Genomic DNA, 21300 nt, shown 5'->3' on the forward strand with positions numbered 1-21300 from the left:
AACTTATACGGACCAAATTATAGGATCGCTGTACGCCATAATGTTGGACAGGGGAAATATTAATTCTTGTTGGTAAGCGAATATGGTTTTATACACCTAAAATTGATTATTCCATCTTTAATTTCTACCAATATTTAAACTTGTGCAATTGTGCTTAGTACGATTTTATTTTCCTTGCCCCTTAAGCTTATTTCCCCTATGGGGATATTGATATATTTTCCACTAAGTTGTAACAACTGCAACAAGGTGTTTGAAATTAAAATTTTAACATTGAAATAATTGCATAGGTCTTGCACTCGGGAAGTGGTGTTAAGGACATCTCCAGAGTAAACAATTTCTTTTTTGATTACGCCAATTTCGCCTACCGTGGCCTTACCTATATGCATTCCTGCCTTAAAACTTGGTACTACGCCATACTTATTAAGATATTTTAGCTGTTTTTCTTGAATCTTGTTTTCTATTCTAAAAAAGCTCATCAAACAGTTGTTGTTTTTTAATCCTTTTTCCATTGGCCATGTAATTACCACTTCATCCCCAACATATTGATAAATTTCACCATCACTTTCTACAATGGGCGTAGAAATGTCGTAATATACTTCTTTGAGCATTTCAAAAAACAACTTGCTTTCCATTTTCTCTGCTATGGTGGTAGCCCCTTTTAAATCCAGGAACATAAATATGCGTTCCTCTTCCTTGGGACTATTAAAGTGTCCTAAAATAAATCTCCATAGAATTCCTTTCCCTAGTATTTCATTTATATTGGACATAAACTGTGTTATAGACACAAGTATTCCCCATAGCACTATTGAAACAAAAAACGACATCGCCTTTATTTTAGGGCTCAAGGTATTTAGGGTATGGAAGAAGGCTATGTCAACATCCCATAAAAATAAATTATAGGCATAAAGTATTACAAAAATGCAGGAAAACAAGGTGAGGTAGGAAATAACAAATAGTAGTCCGTATCCCAATACCCCATACTTTAAAAGTCGCTGCTTATTTTTATACGGCATATCCGCTACAAGGATAAACCCACCAATTATACCACTAAGGGTATGAATGTGCAGAGAATTAAAAAATCCGGGCCAAAACTCATAGGTGCCGGAAAGTTTTTTTAATTCTATTAAATTACTGACATTGGAGTATTCGTTTACGTAAAGGAGAAATTGAATAAGTATCCAGCAAACCGCAATAGTAATAATCTTATGCATATTTATTGCACCGGGTTTGTAGGAGTTAAGTTGCTTATTCATTTTTTGCCCACTTTAATTATCGTTCCATACCAAATTATTTGCCCAGACTCTGGCTACGTCTATTAAGTACTGGAGTTATCCAATTAAACCTTTCCAGACATTTAAAGTTTCAACATATTGTGGGACATTTTTTATCTATGTCTCCCAGAGTATTCATGAGCACATGATTAAATAAAAAACTTTAGGATTTCTGAATAGTACCAGGAACCTATATAAATTAGATGTTCCCATGTCACAATATTTTGGTGCAAATTTCGTGGAGATATAGGTATGCTGCAATCACATAAGTATGTGGTAATTACCTTATAATTCTAGTATAGGAAACAAAACGGGTTATGAAGGAGATAGCATGGAAGAATTTGAAAAATTGTACTAATTTATCCTAAGGGTTTTGTATACTTCGTCTATGATTCTTTGTTGATCGGCAAGAACAATTAAGGTGTCGTCGCTTTTAATTTCGGTGGATCCGTTTGGGGTAATATACTTGTCCCCTCTTTTGATCATGGCAATTATGGCATTCTTGGGGAAACCCAATTCAACAATTTTTTTGTTTGCCGCATAGCAATCAGTGCCTACAGCAATTTCTCTCATAATTGTCTTGGGGTTTTCGGAAAACAAGAGATCTGTTGTTGTTAATCTTTTTGCTTTTTCCGGTATGGCAACTCCCAGCCATTTAGCTACAATGGAGAGTGTAGTTCCTTGAATTAAAATAGAGGTTACCGAGATAAAGAACACAATATTAAAAATCATATTTGCCTTGTCTATTCCAGCTAAAAGAGGGTAAGTAGCAAATACGATGGGTACTGCTCCACGTAAACCGACCCATGAAATGTAAAATCGTCTTTTCATCCGCATTTTGAAAAAGATCAGACTAAGAAATACACTAAGAGGCCTGGCTACAATAATGAGGAATAACGAAATAAGTAAGCCTATTCCTATATACGGAATAATTTGTGAAGGAAATACCAGTAAGCCCAAGGTTAAGAAGAGTACAATTTGCATTAACCAAGCCAGCCCATCGAACATTTTTAGAATAGTTTTCTTATGTATCAAATCCTGATTGCCAAGATATACAGCACATATGTAGATGGCCAGAAATCCATTTCCACCAACAAAGTCGGTTGCAGAAAATGTAATAAACATGAGTGCTATTGCCAATACGGGATAGAGCCCTTCAAAGTCGAGTTTAATACTGTTGATTATATATTTACTCAGTTTTCCAAAACCGAAACCTGCTGCTCCGCCTAAAATCATTTGTTGTAAAAATAAAGGTATAATGGAAAATATGCTTTGGTCCTGATGAATTACCAGTGTCAAGAAAGCAAGGGTCAATACATAGGCCATAGGGTCGTTACTACCACTTTCCAATTCCAAGGTAGGTCTAAGATTGGTTTTTAAGGCGAGACTTTTGGATCGCAAAATGGAAAATACCGCAGCCGCGTCCGTGGAGGATACAATAGAACCCAGCAGCATACTTTCGTATATGGTGAAGTCGGTTATCAACCAAACAAAGGTGCCCAAGGACAGTGCAGTAAGTAAAACGCCCAAGGTTGAAAGGACCAGACCTTCCTTAAGAATGGGCTTAACTGCTTCCCAGTTGGTGTCCAGTCCCCCGGAAAACAAAATAAAATTAAGGGATACAATTCCAATAAATTGGGCAATTTTGGGGTCGTCAAAACGTATTCCCCCAATGCCATCGGAACCAGCCAACATTCCAATAGCCAAAAAGAGCAACAGGGTGGGGACCCCAAATTTGTAGGAAGTCTTACCAACAACTATACTTATAAAAAGAAGTATTGAACCGACTAAGACTATATTTTCTATGGTTAAATTCATTATGCCGAACTAAATTGTATTTCCGTAAAAATAAGGGTTCTTATTAAAGATTGTAATAAAAATCGAATATTGATTTAAATCCACAGTATTATAGATTTCACCTATAATATTCTTCCGTGCTCTTGAACCCCACTTTAGTCACCGATAATGTCTGAATTACGATTTTTTTCTATACTAGTTTTCTACCCAATCCGCGCTATTTTTTAAAATAGTTTGATAGGCCTTGTGCCCGTGGGCCCTTTCATCATGCCCTAAAGTATTCCCGACAATTTTCGCCTTTGGATGTTTTACGATCCATACCGTGGGATATTCTTCTCCGGATTTTAAGCCTCTACTTACCGCTAGAACCTCTATTTCAGCTTCGGGATCCTTTTCCCATCGGTACAATTCGTCCACGATCCTGAATTTGGAGGGCACGCCTTTCATTATAGGATGATCAGGCTTTAGGACCCTTACTTCAAATTCCTGTAGATCTTCATGGGACCTGGATCCCCCGCCAACCAAGGTTTTGTTGTATTCCGGCCAGTCCTCCCAATTATACCAGGTACTTGGATGGTAGATGAGCATATTCATTTTCCCCGCGTTTACACGGGACATAATGGTATTTCCGGTATTTTTGTCCAAAGGTTTGTTGTTGCTAAGTAATAGCACATCTGTAGTTGGAAGCAAGGTTCCCAATTCCATTGAATTCTCGGTATAGATTACTGTGTTTTTCCCACCTTCACTAAGGATTTCCCCATCTGCTATACCAAAAAACTTAAGGAAGTCATGGGAACCACCACCGCCCATTGCGGAAATTTTATGGGCATCCTTATTTTCGGAAATGTAGGACCCTGGGGCTGTTACTACGATTACGCCCTGCATCATTCGCCAATGCCCTGGAAAAGTACAGACATAGGGATATATTCCCGGAGTGTCCGGAAGTTTAAAAATTACGGACCCCGTAACCCCTGGTGTCAACATATCCGTTGCACCCAGCACATATCTTGATTTTGGCACATAGCCCATTTTTTCAGCATCGGGGTTCTTCAAAAACCCATCTACCATGGCCCCAAAAGTATCCAGACTACCGGGTTGGATGACTACCAAATTATGGGACATCTGATCTTTGTTGTTCAAGACTATCTCTATTGTTTGTCCGGCAGTGGCGTGAAGTGTCTTTTTATCATAAGCCATTTCCTGATTTACCGTATTGAGTACAAAGGTTACATCGGCCTTAATTTTGCCCACCTTGCCTATACCTAAGTCAATATGTTGATTTCCACCAGTATTAACACAGTGAACGGCAATTAAATTCTTGCCTTTCTTGAATAATTCACCTTTCTCCTTGTCCAGTTTTATGTATTTATAAGATTCACTGGAACCGGTTTCCGATATCATAAGTTGACCATTGACATAAATTTCATAATCGTCGTCATGGGCTATTTTAATAACAGGTTCCGTAATTTCATCATTAATGATCAATTCTTGCCGCATCCAAATATCAGAGCTGCTCCAAGGAGTGCTCACCTGTTTCATATTGTCGCCTCCAAATTTGGCAGCGCCCTTTTTCCAATCGGAATCATCGAATTCCAATTTCGTCCAGTTATCGGCAGGCTCGACAGTAGTATAATTCCATGTAGATTTTTTTTCTTCCGCCGAGGGTATTACCATAACTACTGTTGAAGGATCTACCTCTTGGAAGTTCAATTCCCTGAAATAAATTTTTATAACAGCATTGAGCCATTTGTCAGAAGTACTGGCCGTATCTTGGGATAACCTTTCTATTTCGGCATATAAGGCGTTGGATTCTGGCAATTCCCCCGCACGAAGTACCGCAGCAAGCTTGATCTGTGCGTCAGTACTACTTAAAAGGCCTGATTGCGCAAGGATTTCACTACTTTCTTTGGTTGAAGGCAATAAGGTCAGTGCGGCCCTTTTAACCCCATAGGGACTACTGGTCAATGCTTTTTCGACCACTTCGTTGGCGGCGGCATTGGAGCCGTTGAGTGCGCCTAGGCCTTTTAAAGTCCATAGGGCATGTAAGGCACCGGTATTGAGACCACTTTTATCAATATTGTTATGGTCTGCTGCCAATTTGATCAAATCCGGAATAAGGGATACTTTTTTATTTTCTACTATAATACGCTGAGCAGTAGTTCTCCAGAACATATTGTCGCTTTTTAGGGCCTTCAGAAGTTCCCTATAATCCTCGGGATTCAAAGAAGTGATATCCGGATCATCAGCATCTTCATGGGTAATTTTGTAGATCCTACCATGGCCATAATCGCGCAAAGGATTTTTATGGGCGTTGCCCTCTCCCTTATCCGCGTTCCAGATCTGGTTGTCCATTCCACGCTTATCGGGGTTATGCTGGATTACGGGGTTATACCAGTCCGCTACCCATAAATTCCCATCTGGCCCGGTCTCTGTGAAAACTGGTGCTGTCCAAGCATCGGTACTGGCAAAAATATTGCCGCCATCGACCTCTTTGTACCCTGCCCCATCCTTGACTATTTTTGCAATATGCACCAAATGACCGGTAGGTTCGCAAACATACATTTGATTTTGATAGGCCTCCGGGTAGTTTCGCGCGGTATAGAAATTGGCCCCAGCAGCTGCTGTATAACCTCCACGGACATCTACTTGTTGTAGCGGAATGGTACCTACAGGGGTAATTTCATAGTGCCCTTGGATAAAATCGGCATTGACCGCCCAAGCCGGTAGTTTATTTAAATAATTGTAGTGTTTTAGGGGAATCCCAACATAACAACAATGGTTATTGTTGGCGGTAGAACCAAATATCTCAAAATTCTCGTTAAAACCAAGTCCCCAGGTGTTGTTGTTAAATTGCCCTACAGGTTCAAAATAGGAACCGTCCTTGGCAAATTTGTAAACGCCCATTTTAAATTCTACAGGCTTGCCCTGAAACTGATTTTCGAAACCGGAATAACCTACGGAACCCCATATCATGTTATCAACCCCATAACGCAGATTGGATGGCCCTGCATGAGTGTCCCAAGTTCCAAAACCTTCGAACAGAACAGTACTCTTATCCATTTTGTCGTCCCCATCGGTATCTTCCAAAAAAACCATATTGGGAGCTTGCGACACAATTGCCCCACCTTTTACCAAGGTTATTCCCGTTGTTAGATTTTGCTCGGTAGCATAATCGGTAAATTTATCGGCCTTGCCATCCCCATTGGTATCTTCGCAGATGGTAATTCTATCACCACCAACATCATTGGCCAGTCCATGTGGATAATCCTTGGACTGTACCACCCACAGTCTGCCCCTTTCGTCCCAAGTAAAGGCAATAGGGTTAATAATATTGGGCTCTGCGGCATATAACTCTGCTTTGAATCCTTCCGGAAGCTGAATATGCTTTTGGGAATCCTCAGGACTTAATGGATCCTGAACCCTTGGATTCTCCCCAGTGTAGGTCAACGGAGGGGGCGGTTCCTTTTCCCCGGAGCAGCTGGATAAAAGGACCATTCCACACAATAACATTGAAAGGTAAGCGGTTACATTTTTCATTTTCAAAATTTTATATTATAAATTACTACAGCCAAATGCAAATGAGATAGCTTCAAGAAAAAGATTAAATTTTAGATCATTCGATCCGTGGACGATATTCTGAATAAGGTGCATTTTCACTTACATCCACAGTACCCGCTTCCCATCCTTCCGGAGGGGATAGGATAGCCAAAAACTCCAATTCCCCTTGTCCGGCATTAAAAGTACCGTGTGCAACATTGGCACCGATGTAAACGGAGTCACCTGCCTCCAATAATTGCATTTCATCCTCTATCCATTGTTCAGCCGTACCTTTAAGTACATATAGAATTTCATGCATTTCGGGGTGAACGTGAAAGTTGTGTCCCCCTCCTTCCGGCATCACCACCTTTACCATATAGGAGTCGGCCTGTTTTATAATTTCGGGATGATAATGCCAATGATGATCCCGCCCGAAGGCCCTTTCGAACATCTGATCTTTTCCTTTGACAAATTTCCAATTCCTTTCCATAAACAAACTATAGGGTCAGTGCTTTGAACTCTTTGGTCAAGTTGGTCAATGACTGTTCTATCCCCATTCTCTCCAAGGACGATGCGCCAACAAAGCCGTGAAGACCGTTGCAATGTTCCAAAACGTATTTTACATCGGCAGGGGTATTTATTGGTCCGCCGTGCGCCAATAAAAATGCGTTGGGATTTGCTTTCTTTACAGCATCGACAATTTTTTGGGTGCGCTCCAGGGCATCGTCCATAGATGCGGAGGCATTGGTGACTCCTATAGATCCTCCAACTGTAGTCCCTACATGTGCAATTATGGCATCGGCACCCACATCGGCCATTTGTACGGCCTCTTCCGGTTTACCAACATAAACTATAGAAAATAGGTCCATTTTAGTGGCCAAATCTACCATATCCACTTCTTTTTGAAAACTCATTCCGGTTTCTTCAAGAACATTTCTAAAATGACCATCAATGATGGAATGTGTTGGGAAGTTATTTACCCCGGAGAATCCCATATCCTTTACTTTTCCCAAGAAATGCCACATCCTTCTTCGGGGATCACTTCCATGCACACCGCAGATAACAGGAATTTCCTCCACCACGGGCAAAACCTCAAATTCCCCTATTTCCATGGCCACGGCGTTGGCATCCCCATAGGCCATCATACCTGCCGTTGAACCATGTCCGGACATTCTAAACCTGCCCGAGTTGTAGATAATGATTAAATCCGCGCCTCCTTTTTCTATGAATTTGGCACTGATCCCGGTACCGGCACCGGCCGCAATAATGGCTTTTTTTTGATTTACTACTGCTTGTAATCTATCTCTAACTTCTTGTTTTGTGTAGGGGTTTCCTTTCCCTGTCCATGGATTTGGCATAATTTCCTTTTTTGTTTTGATTAGTTGATTTTGGTTAATATTCCTATTCGATTGTCCTTCGACTGAATCGATTTGTTATCGACATTCTAATCTTTCATTATTTCTAATAAGGATTTTACGGCCTGCACCGCAAATTCCTCAGTATTTATATTCGACTGAACTTCAATTATCTTAATATTTTTATTGGTATTGCTTTTAATGGAATTAAATAATTCCCGGTCTATTTCCGGATTGTGAAATACTTCTCCAACCCTTCCAATTTTGGATATCCCTCCCATTGGGAATAGTACTGTGACTGGGGCCAAGGATTTGTTGAGTTTTTCGGCCATTATTTTTCCTAGAATTCTGTTTTCTTCCTCATTGGTTCTCATAAGGGTTACATCGGGAGCCCAGCTGAATAATTGTCGGTCCTTATATTTTTTTGGTACGGTATCCATGGGGCCAAAGTTTACCATATCCAAACATCCGGGTACTACAACTTGGGGAATTCCTATTTTGGAAGCAGCGGTTAAACGGTCCGGTCCTGCACTACATATTCCACCGCAAAGTTCATCTGCCAATTCGGTGGTGGTAATGTCCAATATGGCGTCAAAGTAACCATCCAATGTTAATCCCTCCATGGTCTTGCCTCCAACACCAACGGAATGGAATGCCAGCACCTCAAATCTTTTGGATTTCAATAATTCAGAACATTTGTCCACACATAGGGAAGTGTTTCCAAAAACACTAATGGCTATGGATTTCTTCCGCTTATCGTTATTTGAAACCGAGGTCTTCATCATCCCGGTAATCGCCGCCGCCGCCTGACGAATTACTACTTTACTAACGCTATTTAGTCCGGCGACATCTACAATGGAAGGCATAAGTGTAATGTCCTTACTCCCAATATGTGCGGACAAGTCTTTCGTAGCCAATGTGCTAATACATAATTTTGGATAACCAAATGGTAAAACCTGCATAGCTTTTAGAGCTATAAAAGTACCGCCGCCGCCGCCCATGCCAATTACGGCATTCACTTTATTCTGGGAAAAAAGATCTTCAATTATACTTGCTGCACCAATTCCCATAACTTCAATAGCCCTACCACGGTCTTTTTGGGCACGTAACCCGAATAATGTAATTCCACCTCTTTTGGCTACCTCTTCAGCCTCAAAATGTACAGGGAATAAGTCAGTAGAGCCCATTACACCTGTATTTATGGTAACTACATTTACCCCGTGCTGTATTAAGCAAGTATATAGATATCCAAAATCCTCACCTTTGGTATCGAAGCAACCAACCATAATAATACTTCTTTCCAATGAAGATTGTTTATAGTGTTCCAAAGTCTTTGTTGTTATATAAATCCGTTGATCTTAATCCTTATTAAAACACATAATGGCGGACATTACATTTTTGGTACAGTCCTGAATTAACACAGGGGCTTGGTTTATAGCCTCCTTTAAATCCATAGGTTGATTTACTATGGAAAATACGGCACTGACACCTATGTTATATATTTCTTCAATTCCCTCCCCTATTTTTCCAGTAAGCACAATTACAGGTACCTCATGTTTTTTTGCCATTGCAGCAATCCCTGAAATAGTTTTGCCATGCAGGGTTTGTCCATCTATTTTACCTTCGCCGGTAAAGACCAGGTCGGCTTGTTTTATAAATTCTTTAATTTTTATGGTCTGTAGAATTAATTCTATTCCATTTACCAGTTTGCCGTTCAAAAATGCCATTAATCCGGCACCGGTGCCACCAGCAGCTCCTGCTCCGGGAATCTCGGAAACATCTATATTAAGGGTGGCCTTAATTTTATTGGCATAATGGGCAAGGTTACTATCCAAGAACTCCAAATCTTGCTTACTACCGCCTTTTTGGCCACCATAAACCATGGAGGCACCATTTGCACCGGTAAGGGGATTGGATACATCACAGGCAACGATTACCTCGCAATTTTGAATTCTTTTATCAAAATTGGACAAGTCAATGCTCTTCAACCTTTCTAAACTTCCACCTCCCTCAGGAATCTCTTCACCATTATCATCCAAGAAGGTGGCTCCCAGTGCCCTGACCATTCCAGCTCCCCCATCATTGGTGGCGCTTCCACCGATACCGATAATTATCTTATTACACCCCTTATTTAACGCATCCTTTATCAATTGTCCCGTACCAAAGGTTGTAGTTATAAGAGGGTTCTTTTCATGTTCTTTAAGCAATTCCAATCCAGATGCCTTGGCCATCTCAATAACGGCTGTTTTTCCATCCTTCAAAATACCGTATTCAGCTTTTAATTGACGCATAAGGGGATCCATTGCGGAAACTGATATTCTACGGCCACCAACCCCATTTATAAGCGCTTCAAGTACGCCTTCACCCCCATCTGATATCGGGATTTCAAAGATTTCTGCATTAGGTGTTATCTTTCGGATTCCTATGGCTATATGGGTGGCCACGTCCTGCGCCGATAAACATTCCTTAAAAGAATCAGGGGCTATTACGATTTTCATTATATGCTGATTGGCTCCAGGTTATTTTTTTGACTCATAAATACAAGGGAATAATGTACAAAATATTGGCACGTGAAAAATTATATCCATTTTTTTAAATATCAAGGCTTTCTAGTCCACATTCGATTTGGATTTTATAAAATCAACCAATAAAGGAAATGCCGGTCCCGTCATATTATGTCCGTAACCGTCCATTTCGTAAAGGGTAATGTCCTGATGGCCGGCAACTCTCATCATCCTATAGAAATAGGCATTCTCCTCATAACGCCCCAGCATCTCTTTTTCCCTATCTCCGGTAATTAATAAGGTAGGTGGTGCATTTTTTCTTACATGGTATAGGGGCGCTAGTTTGTCAATTATAGGTTGTTCTCCCGGAATACCTTGTTCCTTTCTTATCGTAAAATGGGTAATGGTATGACCACTAAAGGGCACTAGTCCTGCGACCAGATCGGAATCTAAATTGTATTTCTTAAGCCAGCTTTTATCCATAACGGCCATTAAGGCCAAGTAACCTCCTGCTGAATGTCCGGAGACAAATATCTGACTGGGATCGCCATTATAACGATCAATATTTTTAAATACCCAAGCAATGGCTGCAGTAGCATCGGCAATACAGGTTTCGGCCTTTATATTTGGGGAAAGCCTATACCCTACTCCGACCACACAAAATCCTTTATCCTTTAAAGCAGATGGTATTTCCTTTTGACCAGCAGTTAAACCTCCTCCATGAAACCAGATAACCACCGGGACTTTGTGATCCCCTTCAGGATAATAGACATCCAACAGACTTTTTTCTTTCATATACGAAGTTTGATCTGCCGTTTGGGAATCGTAGTAATATACGTTTTCTACAGTCTTATAACTAAGGGCCTGAGCATTGGCATACAGTGGCAATACTGCCACAAACATGTAAATTACTAGATTTCTCATGGCTTAACTTCAGTTTAGGTTGGTTATTGGTTATGAATATTCCTCTAATATCATAAAAACAGATTAAAAAAATTATCCTTTTCTCTGTAAATAACAATAATAGATTCAGAATTGATACTTTTTGGACCGGAAATGAATCATTTTGAAGTAATTCAAGATTGTAAGGTGTTATACCTATAGGAATAAACGAATTGATTAAACCTTGTGGCGTGCAAGCCCATCATCGATTATATAGCGGGAAAGTCAATATTTAATCTGAATTGGATAAAATATAGGCTAGTATACCCTCACTATATATTTTATATTTGTAGGAAACACAGGGTGTTCTTTGATAGGTTCGTTGTATTGATTAGGCTTAAATAAGACTAAAAAAAGTGTAATTAGTGCAGGCAACAATTTAATCATCCTTGACCTTTGGCTGTATATTTTATTGGACAATTGGTGGGCGTTTCGGTAAATACGCTTGTATCGTACAAAAAATAATATTATTTAATAAAATAATTAATAACCAGTTATTTGGTTCTATTTACCTAAAGGTATAGTTTATATCAAAATTGGTTGTTGGGCGGAAATAAAAAGTAATTTCTCTCCTAACTTTAGGTGCAATAAAAAGCTTTGGGACCATTTTTGTGAAGTAATAATTATCGATAATAAATTAATTAGTGAATAAGATATGAAAATTGTTATTCTAGACGGATACACTTTAAACCCAGGAGATCTTAGTTGGGAGAAGCTTAAAAAATATGGAGAACTTACTATCTATGACCGAACGGAATACGAAAACGGTAAAATTATTGAAGCCATAGGAAATGCAGAGATTATTTTTACCAACAAAACACCTTTGCCCAAAGAGGTTTTGGATAAAGTACCTTCGTTAAAATATATTGGGGTGTTGGCCACAGGCTACAATGTCGTTGATGTGGATGCCGCCAAAGAATTAGGTATTGTGGTCACTAATGTACCCAGTTATGGAACAACGGCAGTGGCGCAGATGACCATGGCCCTCCTCTTGGAAATGTGCCATCATGTAGGAGATCATAATCGTGCCGTTAAGGAAGGAGAATGGTCCAAGAGCAAGGACTTTTGTTTCTGGAACTATCCGCTTATAGAATTGGATGGCAAAACAATGGGCATTATCGGTTTTGGGAGAATAGGACAAGCTTCGGCCAAATTGGCCCAGGCATTTGGAATGAATATTTTGACTTCTGGGAGTAGAAAGAAACCTGAACTGGAGAGCAACACGTGTAAACAGGTCGATATGGATGAACTCTTGGCTAAATCGGATGTAATAAGTTTACATTGTCCACTTACCCCGGAAACCGAAGGTATTATAAACACTTCCAATATTTCTAAAATGAAGGACGGAGCCATGATTGTAAATACCTCTCGCGGACAATTGATCGTTGAGCAAGATTTAAAAGAAGCTTTGGACAATGGAAAATTGGCCGGTGCGGCCCTAGATGTAGTTTCTAAAGAGCCTATTGATAGGGACAATCCATTACTAAAAGCCAGTAACTGTATCATAACCCCGCACATTGCTTGGGCCCCAAAAGAGTCGAGGAATAGATTGTTGAATACGGCCCTTGAAAATTTAGAAGCTTTTATAAAGGGGAACCCGATAAATGTGGTAAATAATTAATCATATATCACTGTACAAGGAACACTAAATACTAACCAATGCCATTTAACCTCAAACAAAAACTAAGCAACAACCAAAATATCTACGGGACCTGTATTCTGTCTACTTCCCCTATTTGGTCCAAGGTAGTAAAGGGCACTGGCTTGGATTTTGTTTTTCTGGATACCGAACATGTTCCCTTGGACAGAACGGAGCTTACCTTTCTATGTCAGGTGTATAGCGCTCATGGTATGGATCCAATTGTTCGTATACCAAGTCCTGACCCCTATGCGGCATGTATGGCCAAAGATGCAGGGGCTGTTGGGGTCCTGGCCCCATATATCGAAAATATAGGTCAAGTACAACAAATAGTAGGTGCTACCAAATATAGACCCTTGAAGGGTGAGCGACTTCAAAATGTGCTTACCGGAAAGGAAGAATTATCAACAGTATTAAAATCTTATTTGCAGAACTTCAATCAGGACAGTTTGTGTTTGATAAACATAGAGAGTACCATAGCGGTTCAGAGATTGGACGAGCTTCTTAGTGTACCTGGTTTGGACGGCATCGTTATAGGTCCTCATGATCTTTCCATAAATATGGGTCTACCGGAACAATATGATCACCCCGATTTTGAAAAGGCGGTGAAAGAAATAATACACAAGGCAAGGGGAAAAGGGCTTGCTGCAGGAATACATTTTCCCGCCCATCCGGAGTATCAGATAAAATATGTCAAGGAAGGTGCCAATATTGTTTTGCACAGTTCGGATATGCGACTTTTTAGTCAAAAACTTTCTGAGGATCTTAATAACATTAAAAAGGCAGTAGGCGATAGCCACAATTTGTCAGCCGGCAGCGAGTTGGCCATATAACAATACAGTTAACATGTGTTAAATGTCTTATAATTAGATAATTAAATTAATTTATATGAACAGAATTTTTAAACTATCCGCATTCTTAATTCTGTTTGTTTTCATTAATCCATCTGTCCTTTTTGGACAAATGATCGATTTGGGCAAGGCTAAAATAATCAGCTTGGAAAAGAAGGATCCCCTGGTCCTAAATGCCATCACTATTTTACAGGAGGAAATAAGCAAAAGGAGTAGCATTGCATTGTCTAAGGGAAATAAAATACCGAAACAAGCCCAAAGTGCTATTGTTATTGGACTTGAAAAGGAACTTGATAAATTACCATTAGGATACAGGCAGTACCTGGCCACTATGCCAGAAATAAAGGCGGAAGGTTATAAAATAGTAGTAGTTCCCAAAAGAAATGTAGTCCTCGTGGTAGGGAAGGATTCCAGAGGTGTGCTATATGGGGTCGGAAAGCTTTTAAGAAAATTGGAGATATCCCAGGGACAAATTTTTCTGCCTTCTGGTCTGAATATAGCTTCCAGTCCGGCCTTTCCAATACGGGGTCACCAATTGGGATATAGACCAAAGACCAATTCCTATGACGCATTTTCTGTGGAACAATTCGATAATTATATAAGGGATCTGGCAATATTTGGAGCAAATAGTATTGAAATAATGCCTCCCCGCACCGATGATGACTTCACTAGTGTACATATGAAGATCCCGGCAATTGAAATGATAGCGGAACAATCTAAAATCTGTGATAAATATGGCATGGATGTTTGGATGTGGTATCCCAATTTAGGGTCGGACTATACAAGTCCCGATTCCTTGAGGTTGGAAATTGAGGAGCGCCGCCAGGTATTCAAAGCCGTGCCCAGATTGGATGCCCTATTTGTCCCGGGTGGGGATCCCGGGGATCTGGAGCCGGATGAATTGTTCAATTGGCTGGAAAAGGAAGCCCAAGTGCTGCACGAATACCATCCAAATGCCAAAATATGGGTTTCTCCTCAGGTTTTTAGGCCCACCAATGCCTGGTTCGAAAGCTTTTATGAGCATGTAAACAAAGAGTACCCTTGGTTTGGTGGTATTGTATTTGGACCGTGGATAAAAACGCCGTTCAAAGAAATTAGGGAGCGCCTAAATCCGGGAATTCCTATAAGAAGATACCCGGATATAACCCATAGTCTGAGCAGTCAATATCCTATACCACATTGGGATTTGGCCTATGCCATTACCCTAGGGAGGGAGTGTATTAATCCTAGGCCTAATGACCAAAAAATAATCCATAATGCCTTTGACCAATATGCACAGGGAAGTATAAGTTATTCCGAAGGTACCAATGATGATGTAAATAAAATGATATGGAGCGACCAGGATTGGGACCCCGAAACACCTGTTATGGAAACTTTACGGGATTATGCGCGCTATTTTATTGGTCCTAAATATACTGAGACTGTGTCCCAAGGATTAAAGGCCTTGGAAAGAAACCTTCAAGGTCCCCTACTTACCAACGATGGTGTAATTAGAACCTTGCAGCAGTGGCAGGATCTGGAAAAAAATGCAACAAAGGAAGTTTTGGGTAATTTTCGTTTCCAAATGGGACTCATAAGAGCTTATTTCGACGCTTATCAATACAGAAGGTTGATTTATGAGACAGAATTGGAAATGAAGGCGAGGGAAATATTGTCTGCTGCTAAATCTTTGGGGCCAGTTAAAGCAATGGAGGAAGCCAAGGCGACCTTATATATGGCGAAGTTGCAACCTGTTATGCCCGAATGGAAAAATAGATGCCATACCTTGGCCGATGATCTATTTGAAAGTATAGGCGCCCAATTAACGGTAGAAAAACACTTTGCCGCTGCTGGGCGAGGAAATTTTATAGATAATATTGATGTTCCCTTGAACGATGGTATGTGGCTGTTGGACCAGCTTTCCATAATCGAAAAGCACGGGGATGAAGCCGATAAATTACAAGCAATAGCCAATTTATTGGAGCGGAATAACCCGGGTCCCGGTGGATATTATGATAATTTTGGGACAGCAGGAAGTTGGAACAGGGTAGTTTCCAATTATAGCTATGAAGAAGACCCAGGTGGGTTGAAATCGCCAAGGGTCGGTTTTGGGGTTGGCCTGAGAGGTGAAGAATGGGTACACGAGATAACGGCGGTAGGCTTTGACGGCCATACTACTCCCCTATCTTGGATGAACCAAGTTACGGCCCTATATGACGAACCTTTAAAAATGGTGTACCCCGATTTGGATCCCAATGGCTCCTATTTAATTAAGGTAGGTTATACAGGGCGATTTCGTTCAAAAATTAAATTGATGGCAGAGAACATAATGATACACGACTACATCACCACCGGAGACCAGCCCATATACGAGTTTAAAGTTCCTGCCAATGCTTTAGAGGACGGAATTCTGGAACTGGAATGGAGCTGTGGAGAGGGGGAACGGGGATCCCAAGTTTCCGAAGTTTGGATTATAAACCAAGATGAATTAAAGAAAAAGTAAGTCATGGAGGACAAAAAGAAAAACATGGATGGCAGAAGAAAGTTCTTGCTTCAATCGGGCTTGGCTGCTGTAGCCATACCCTTTACACAGATGTCCTGTGAAAGTTCAAAGGAAAAGCAAGTAATAAAAGAAAATGAGGATGCGTTTGAATTTGCTTTTCTAACGGATATACACATAAAACCGGAAATGAATGCACCCAAAGGGTTTCAAATGGCCATAGACAAGGTAAATGAATTGAATCCAGATTTTGTAATTACAGGAGGGGATCTTGTATATGACACCATGCGCGGTAACTATGAACAAAGTGAATCATTGTTCACCCTCTATAAAGAGATGAGCAAGGGCTTTAATATGCCAGTTTATAACTGTATCGGCAATCACGATCTTTTTGCTATCTATGAGGAAAGTCCGGAATCTGAAGATCATCCCGATTATAAATACGGAATGTGGGAAAGACATTTTGGGGATACTTACTACTCGTTTGATCATAAAGGCTGGCATTTTATAACCTTGAACTCCTTGGATGTAACCGAAAAAAAAAGATATCAGGGTATCTTTCATGAAGAACAGTTGGCATGGTTAAAGGCGGATATAGCAAAAGTGGATAAAAACATCCCCATTATCATTACTACCCATATACCTATGATATGCACCTATTCCCAACTAAACGGCAGCGATGGTAGTAGAACGGTCAACAATGCTTCCGATGTATTTAAGATATTGGAAGGCCATAATTTAAAACTGGTTCTACAAGGTCATATTCATTGGAAGGAATACGGATTCATTAATGACCGATTTCATTTTTTAACGGGAGGCTCCATTGCAGGGAACGGTTGGAAAGGAAGAAGGCACAATACCAAGGAAGGCTTTGTTAAAATTAAGATAAGTGGAAACGATTTTTCATGGGAATATGTGGATCATGGTTGGGAAGCCGAAAGACTTAAATTAGCGGAAAACAATATTTAATATTTAAAAATGTTTGCTAAATTGGTTGCATTTTGAGGCAAAATATCAAAATGAAGATTAGAACAAATACGGATTTTATTACTATTATTGAAGAGGTCTATACACCTTGCGGCCTAACGGTATCAAACTATGTACTGGATAAGGAAAGTAAAGAATATGAAGCCTCCTCATTTCAATTGAATGGGTTACGGGTTATATCAAGAAAGGCTAAAATCACTCCAAAAAAAATAGGACAATTCGTAACCTTGTGGAAAAGAAATGCAATTGGCGAAACCACGCCATATGATGAATCCGATAAGGTAGATTTATTCGTAATAAATATTCAAGAAGGACCACATACAGGTCAATTTATATTTCCTAAAGCCGCCCTAATACAAAAAGGAATAGTATCCCATTATAAAAAAGAAGGGAAACGAGGTTTTCGGGTTTACCCCCCTTGGTCCCGACCTACCAATAAAACAGCACAATCTACCCAAAAATGGCAATTGGAATATTTTTTGGAGTTAAGGCAACACTCAAAAACGGACCTCGACAAAGCTAAAGTCCTTTATCTACTTAAGTAAAAATAATTAAGGGATAAACTGGCTGTTGTTTTCTTTGGTCATCTCCCTCTTAATTATTTAATTTAAACAGAATACATAGATCGTAAAGATTTTCGCTATCTGGCCTCCTTCCGTAAAACTTCCAATGGTGGACTTTTTATAACACTTCTGCTATTTGTTAAACCTATCAATAAGACCAACAAAGTAATTCCTGGGAACAGTACCAGAAATGGAAATAGGGATGGCGTAAAAGCTGATTCAAATACGAAAAAAGCTAGTAACTGACTACTTACCAAGGATAGCAAAATTCCGGATAAACCTCCCAAAATACCCAAATAAAGGTACTCCAAGGCGACTATTTTAAGTATTTGGTTACTCTTGGCACCAATGGTCCTTAGCAGCACGCTTTCACGTATTCGCTGATATTTACTGGTCCTTACGGCACCCATTAGCACTATTATTCCAGTAAGGATGCTAAAAAATGCCATAAAATTAATAATCCATGAAATTTTGTTCAACAAGCCCTCAATTACCACCAAGATTTGCCTTATATCCAGAATGGATACATTGGGAAATACGCTAACCAATTCCTTCTGCAACTTTGCCGATGCATTTTCATCGGGTACATTGGTGGTAAGCACTGTAAATTGCGGAGCCTCTTCCAAAATACCCAAAGGAAATACAATGGAAAAGTTTAGTTGCATCCTGCCCCAATCCACCGTTCTTATACTGGCCACAACAGTATTCATAATTACCCCCTGTACATTAAAGCTTAGCTCGTCCCCCACTTCCACCTTGGCATCCCTAGCAAAATTATCGCTCACGGAGATAGGTATTTTCTCCCTAGAAGTTACTTTTGGAACCCATTCCCCAAATTCCAATTTTTCGGAGGCGATAAGGCTATCCCTATAGGTTACCCTAAACTCATGGTTCAATATCCAGGAGTTTATTGTGGAAGTTGTATCCTTTCTTATCTCGTTTACCGACTTGCCATCTATGCTGTTGACCCTCATCGTGACAATCGGGATATCCGTCAATACAGGATGACCGTCGCTCCGTATGGTATTGGCTACGGCTTCTTTCTGTTCGGTTTGAATATCCAGAAGAATTATATTGGGGCTATTGGCATCTGTTCCCATGGAAGATTTTGCCAACAAAAAGTCTTTGGTAAAATATAGGGTACTGATCAAAAAGGTGCCTATACCAATTGCCAAGACCAAGGTCAAGGTTTGGTTCTGCGGTCTAAAAAGGTTCGATAAACTGTGACGTGCAGTAAAACCCCAAGAAGTTGGAAAATATTTTTTTATTGCCTTCATGGCCAATGCGGACCAACCGGCCATTATGGCAAAGGTAACTACTATGCCGGCAACAAAAGACAAGGAATATTTCCAATCCTTTAATAACCAATATGAAAAAAGAAACAAGAAGCTTAAAATAGCCAAAGAGACCAAAATTAGACCCCGCCTAGACCTTGACCTATCCACTTCCTGTACCCTTAAAGCTTGAAGGGGCGAGACATACAAGGTTCCCATTAGAGGGTAGAGTGCGAAAAGGACGGACATGAAGAGACCTAATAGAAGTCCCATGGCTATTGCCTTCGGTGCCAAGGACAATTGTACATCTACCGGTAACAGGTCCCCTAGAAGTAGTGGGAATATTTGCTGTAGAATTATACCAAATACGGTGCCTATAGCTCCTCCCAACAATCCAAGCACTGCAATTTGCAGTAGATAAATTAAGAAAGTTTGTTTTTTTGTTGCTCCCAAGCATTTAAGAACAGCCACCGATCTCAATTTTTCCTTTATATAAATATTGATGGCACTTGCGATTCCAATACAACCGAGAAGGAGGGCAATAAAAGCGACCAGATTAAGAAATTTTCCAAAATTCCCATATCTGCGACCCAAATTGGCACTCGTAGAGGTATGGGTATCCAAATCGGCACCTTCGGCATCCAAAATGGGATCCAATTTTTTATCCAGTATATCTAGATCTGTATGTGGCTGGAAGAAATAGAATTCGTAATCTAACCTACTGCCCTTTTGTATCAATCCTGTTTCTTTAATAAACCTGTAGGGAATCACCACGGGAGGCGCCACAGAACTGAACAGCCCAGAGCTACCCGGTATCGATTTTAGTGACCCGGCAATTGGAAAGGTAACTTCCCCTATTTTAATACTATCTCCGGCTTGTAGGTTATACTGCAGCATAACTGTGGCATCTACCAAAGCTCCACCATTTTGTTGGTAGTTATCTGCTGCTGCTAAGGGTATGGTCTCCGGTATACCATAAAAAGGAAAACCGCCTTCAATTCCACGAACTTGTACCAATTTGGAAGCTCCTGTTTTTGGGAAAGCAGCCATGGAAGGAAAATTTATTTCTTTGGCATTGGCCCCGCCAAGGGAATCCATTATTCCCAGAACCTTTTCATTTGGTGGATTCCTACTATCGATTATAAAATCGGCCCCCATTAAGGATTTGGACTGTAGGGAGATATTTTTTTTAAGATTATCGCCAAAAGATTGGATAGAGACTACCGCTGCAATCCCCATAATAATTGAAGCCATAAAAAGAAAAAGTTTCCTTTTACTTGCTTTTCCATCGCGCCAAGCCATTTTTAGCAGCCATTGAAACCCGGACTTTGAATTGAAATTATGTTCGTTCACAATGCCGTTGTTTCTTGGTTGGCAATAATTCTACCACCTTTTAACCTTAATATGTGTTTTGTTTTGGCTGCCAATTCCAAATCGTGGGTAACTATTACCAAGGTGGTGCCTGCATCAGCATTAAGTTGAAAAAGTAATTGTATCACCTTTTCCCCTGTTTCAGCATCTAAATTACCGGTAGGCTCATCGGCAAATAATATGGAAGGATTGTTGGAGAATGCCCTGGCCAAGGCAACGCGCTGTTGTTCCCCACCCGAGAGTTGGGATGGATAATGATGGAATCGATTTTGAAGACCTACCTTGTCCAATAGTTCCATTCCATTCGTCATAGCGTTTTTATCTCCCCTTAATTCCAGCGGAATGGCCACATTCTCCAAAGCGGTAAGTGTTGGTAGTAGTTGAAAATCCTGAAAAACAAATCCTATATTCCTATTGCGTAGTATGGCCCTCTCATCTTCGTTTAAACTTCCTAATTCAGTTCCGCACAAGGTCACCGTACCCGAATCCGGTTGATCCAGACCTGCACATATACCAAGCAATGTAGTTTTTCCGCTTCCAGAAGGGCCTACAATGGAAAAAGTATCCCCTTCCTCCACATCAAAAGTAATATCTTGCAATACCGTAAGTTTTTTAGAGCCACTCGTATAGATTTTCCCTAAATTGTTTACGTTTAATATCTTTGGCATATAATTTATATTTCAAGGTTTTCCTAAGTAGGCAAAATACTGAAATGATTTTGATTTTAATC

General features: G+C 40.2%; 15 protein-coding genes. 5 read left to right on the forward strand and 10 right to left on the reverse strand.

The genetic code is table 11. From position 1 onward, the window contains the following. Window positions 1–134 precede the first annotated feature (134 nt). The 8 genes from KO529_RS21295 to KO529_RS21330 form a co-directional block, all read right to left on the reverse strand. The gene (locus KO529_RS21295) at window positions 135–1253 is read right to left on the reverse strand and encodes an adenylate/guanylate cyclase domain-containing protein (RefSeq protein WP_215949878.1); all 1119 of its coding nucleotides are present in this window, start codon (window positions 1251–1253) and stop codon (window positions 135–137) included. A 372-nt stretch (window positions 1254–1625) separates the two neighbouring features. Then, window positions 1626–3089 carry a potassium/proton antiporter gene (locus KO529_RS21300; RefSeq protein ID WP_215949879.1) on the reverse strand — a complete coding sequence of 488 codons (1464 nt, stop codon included), beginning with the start codon at window positions 3087–3089 and terminating at the stop codon, window positions 1626–1628. A gap of 174 nt (window positions 3090–3263) precedes the next feature. Further along, window positions 3264–6605: a PVC-type heme-binding CxxCH protein gene (locus tag KO529_RS21305; protein WP_215949880.1), complete on the reverse strand. Its 3342-nt coding sequence runs from the start codon at window positions 6603–6605 to the stop codon at window positions 3264–3266. A 76-nt stretch (window positions 6606–6681) separates the two neighbouring features. Continuing rightward, a complete protein-coding gene (locus KO529_RS21310; protein ID WP_215949881.1) occupies window positions 6682–7095 on the reverse strand; it encodes a cupin domain-containing protein in 414 nt (137 codons plus the stop codon). Window positions 7096–7102: 7 nt separating this feature from the next. Next, window positions 7103–7963, reverse strand: a complete 861-nt coding sequence (locus KO529_RS21315; protein WP_215949882.1) for a phosphoenolpyruvate hydrolase family protein — start codon at window positions 7961–7963, stop codon at window positions 7103–7105. 86 nt (window positions 7964–8049) lie between these two features. Next, window positions 8050–9288, reverse strand: coding sequence for a Tm-1-like ATP-binding domain-containing protein (locus KO529_RS21320; RefSeq protein WP_252734506.1), 1239 nt, complete (start codon window positions 9286–9288; stop codon window positions 8050–8052). Between the two features lie 30 nt (window positions 9289–9318). Further along, entirely contained in the window at window positions 9319–10458 is a 1140-nt protein-coding gene (locus KO529_RS21325; RefSeq protein ID WP_215949883.1) for a glycerate kinase, read from the reverse strand. Between the two features lie 111 nt (window positions 10459–10569). Then, window positions 10570–11388 carry an alpha/beta hydrolase gene (locus KO529_RS21330; RefSeq protein WP_215949884.1) on the reverse strand — a complete coding sequence of 273 codons (819 nt, stop codon included), beginning with the start codon at window positions 11386–11388 and terminating at the stop codon, window positions 10570–10572. Between the two features lie 673 nt (window positions 11389–12061). Between KO529_RS21330 and KO529_RS21335 the strand changes: the two genes are divergently transcribed. From KO529_RS21335 to KO529_RS21355, 5 genes are read left to right on the forward strand one after another with little or no spacing between them, the layout of a single operon-like run. Continuing rightward, the gene (locus KO529_RS21335) at window positions 12062–13027 is read left to right on the forward strand and encodes a D-2-hydroxyacid dehydrogenase (protein ID WP_215949885.1); all 966 of its coding nucleotides are present in this window, start codon (window positions 12062–12064) and stop codon (window positions 13025–13027) included. 38 nt (window positions 13028–13065) lie between these two features. Continuing rightward, the gene (locus KO529_RS21340; RefSeq protein WP_215949886.1) at window positions 13066–13878 is read left to right on the forward strand and encodes an HpcH/HpaI aldolase family protein; all 813 of its coding nucleotides are present in this window, start codon (window positions 13066–13068) and stop codon (window positions 13876–13878) included. A 55-nt stretch (window positions 13879–13933) separates the two neighbouring features. Further along, on the forward strand, window positions 13934–16378 hold the full coding sequence (locus tag KO529_RS21345; RefSeq protein ID WP_215949887.1) for a hypothetical protein: 2445 nt from the start codon (window positions 13934–13936) through the stop codon (window positions 16376–16378). 3 nt (window positions 16379–16381) lie between these two features. Continuing rightward, on the forward strand, window positions 16382–17344 hold the full coding sequence (locus KO529_RS21350; protein WP_215949888.1) for a metallophosphoesterase family protein: 963 nt from the start codon (window positions 16382–16384) through the stop codon (window positions 17342–17344). A gap of 50 nt (window positions 17345–17394) precedes the next feature. Then, complete coding sequence (locus tag KO529_RS21355) at window positions 17395–17907, forward strand: MepB family protein (protein WP_215949889.1); 513 nt, start codon at window positions 17395–17397, stop codon at window positions 17905–17907. 95 nt (window positions 17908–18002) lie between these two features. Here the strand turns inward: KO529_RS21355 and KO529_RS21360 are convergent, their stop codons facing one another. After that, a complete protein-coding gene (locus KO529_RS21360; RefSeq protein WP_215949954.1) occupies window positions 18003–20501 on the reverse strand; it encodes an ABC transporter permease in 2499 nt (832 codons plus the stop codon). A 47-nt stretch (window positions 20502–20548) separates the two neighbouring features. Beyond that, window positions 20549–21238 (reverse strand): ABC transporter ATP-binding protein, encoded by a 690-nt coding sequence (locus KO529_RS21365; protein ID WP_215949890.1) that lies wholly within the window; start codon window positions 21236–21238, stop codon window positions 20549–20551. Window positions 21239–21300 lie beyond the last annotated feature (62 nt).

Source organism: Arenibacter algicola (assembly GCF_018860365.1).
Lineage (GTDB): Bacteria > Bacteroidota > Bacteroidia > Flavobacteriales > Flavobacteriaceae > Arenibacter > Arenibacter algicola_B.